At 56.6% G+C, this 1,855-nt stretch carries 1 protein-coding gene; it reads right to left on the bottom strand.

Going from position 1 to position 1,855, the window contains the following annotated elements:
• Nucleotides 1-349: 349 nt before the first annotated feature.
• The gene (locus H6F43_RS11795) at nucleotides 350-1,822 is read right to left on the bottom strand and encodes a hypothetical protein (protein WP_347272403.1); all 1,473 of its coding nucleotides are present in this window, start codon (nucleotides 1,820-1,822) and stop codon (nucleotides 350-352) included.
• Nucleotides 1,823-1,855: the final 33 nt, after the last annotated feature.

Here is a 1,855-nt window from a genome sequence, read left to right as displayed (position 1 = left end):
TCGATCGTCGATCGTGCTTCAAGCGCAACCACCTTGGAAGATGGACTCAGAACCCCAGACGCATGCGTCCAGCTAGAAGACAAAACCATGAATTCAACCCTCACACAACACGCTCACAGTGGAGAATAACACTTTCTTTCGCGAATCAACGTCTTAGTTGACAGCGCGATTTCTGGCAAAGCAAAGCCGCGTATCCAAGCAACACCCAGGTCTGAGAACCCGAGCCTATTTCCACCTTGAATGGTATCTCCACCCACGGAACCAGATAGCTACTGAACCCTGCAAGCACACGTTAGCTTCATACACCCGGTTCGGAGCTATCTCAGGATACGCATTGGCGCTTGTTGGACTACGGAAGCCACCGGGGACGGAGACCCAGGAGCGGTAGCGGTTCTGGTTGAACACTGCTCGTTAAGTCCGCTGGATTGAGTGGAAGCAGCCAGAGTCGGCTGGTGGCGATCGATTTGCCTGTGCTGGTCCGCAGTTCGCTTTCCGATGCCGCATCGTCCTTGGCAGCTTCAGTGGTTTGGTCAAATAGAAGCCCAAAGCCATCCGGCGACAAACTAACTTGAATGTCGCGCTGAACAGGAAGCTTGACCAACGGAACGACCGCATTCGTTTTGCTGGTTGGTTTGATGTCGATCGCCGCGATATACGGCTGCTCCTGGTAGAGTTCACCTTTGATCAGTAGTTCGGTGAGCAAACAGTAGAGCGTTTGCTTGGTTGGGTCAAACTGTGCCTTAAGGATCGACCCCGTCGTGCGGAACAGTTCCTTCTGAGTGCCCTGATTACTGACCAAGAATAGCGATCGCGTGCGATCACCGTTGAATTTGATCATGGTAGCTAGCGATCCGTCGTTAGAAAAGCTCAGCACGACGCCAAACTTAGGCAGAAAATCCAGCGGCTTCGCGTCCGGTTGCAGCGGCAGCAGCGCTAAGCCTTGCCCTTGCGCAATCGCCAGCGAATTACTGTCCGGCGTGATCAAAAAGTCGCCACCCGGTTCGCCTTTGAGCGGCTTGGGCGGCTCACCCTCTTTTAGCAGCCAGGGTCCGAAATCGGCAGGATCGCGGCGGTTCACTCGCTGCACCACGATAGTTTTGCCATCCGCAGATAAGTCAAACTTAAGGTTTTGGTAGTCTTGGCTGTCCAGCACCAGCGCCACCTTGCCCGCTGATTCTGTCGTGGGCGTAAGCGCGGTAGCGGGTTCACCGACCTGAGCAGGCGGCTGCACCCGAATGCCCGTTGTCACGGTGTACAGCTTTTGCTCCAGTAGTCCTTGGGGCTGCGCCGTCCGCTCTGTTGCGGTAAACAGCACTCGATCGCTCAGCGGGTAGGGCTTGAAGTCCATGACAACGAGGTTTTCTGGCGTCAGCATCGCCTTGCGCTGCTGCGTCAAGTTGTACAGCACGAGCCGTCCCTGCTCGCTGCCTTCGACTCCAATGTAGGCAAAGGCGCGATCGCGGGTCTGGAACTGTCCCGTAAACGGCTGAATCGCCGCTCGGCTAAGATTCGAGCTGCTAAAGCGGTCTCGCGCGTCTCGAAGCTGCACCTCAAACGGGGTACCGTAGGGCGCAGGCGTGGTCAGCGTGTACGCCATCCGCCGTCCTGCCCAGCTAATTTTTCCAGGCAGGGGCGGATTAATGCGGAGATTTTCTTCAACGCTGGCGTGATCCATCGGGCGGCTAAACGCGAGAATAAAGGCAGCATCGTCTGCCCCGATCTGCTTATTTTGCCAGCTGAAGTCTCGCACACGCGGTGCGGTGCGTTCGCCGCCCCACAGCAGCAGCCCAATCAGAACGGTCAGCACGACCATAAGGGCGATCGCGCTGCGATCGAGCGCTAGGGGAAATCGTGC

The sequence above is a fragment of the Leptolyngbya sp. FACHB-36 genome (assembly GCF_014695955.1).
In the GTDB taxonomy this organism is placed as follows: domain Bacteria; phylum Cyanobacteriota; class Cyanobacteriia; order Leptolyngbyales; family Leptolyngbyaceae; genus FACHB-36.
This window is presented reverse-complemented; position numbering and strand designations above follow the sequence as displayed.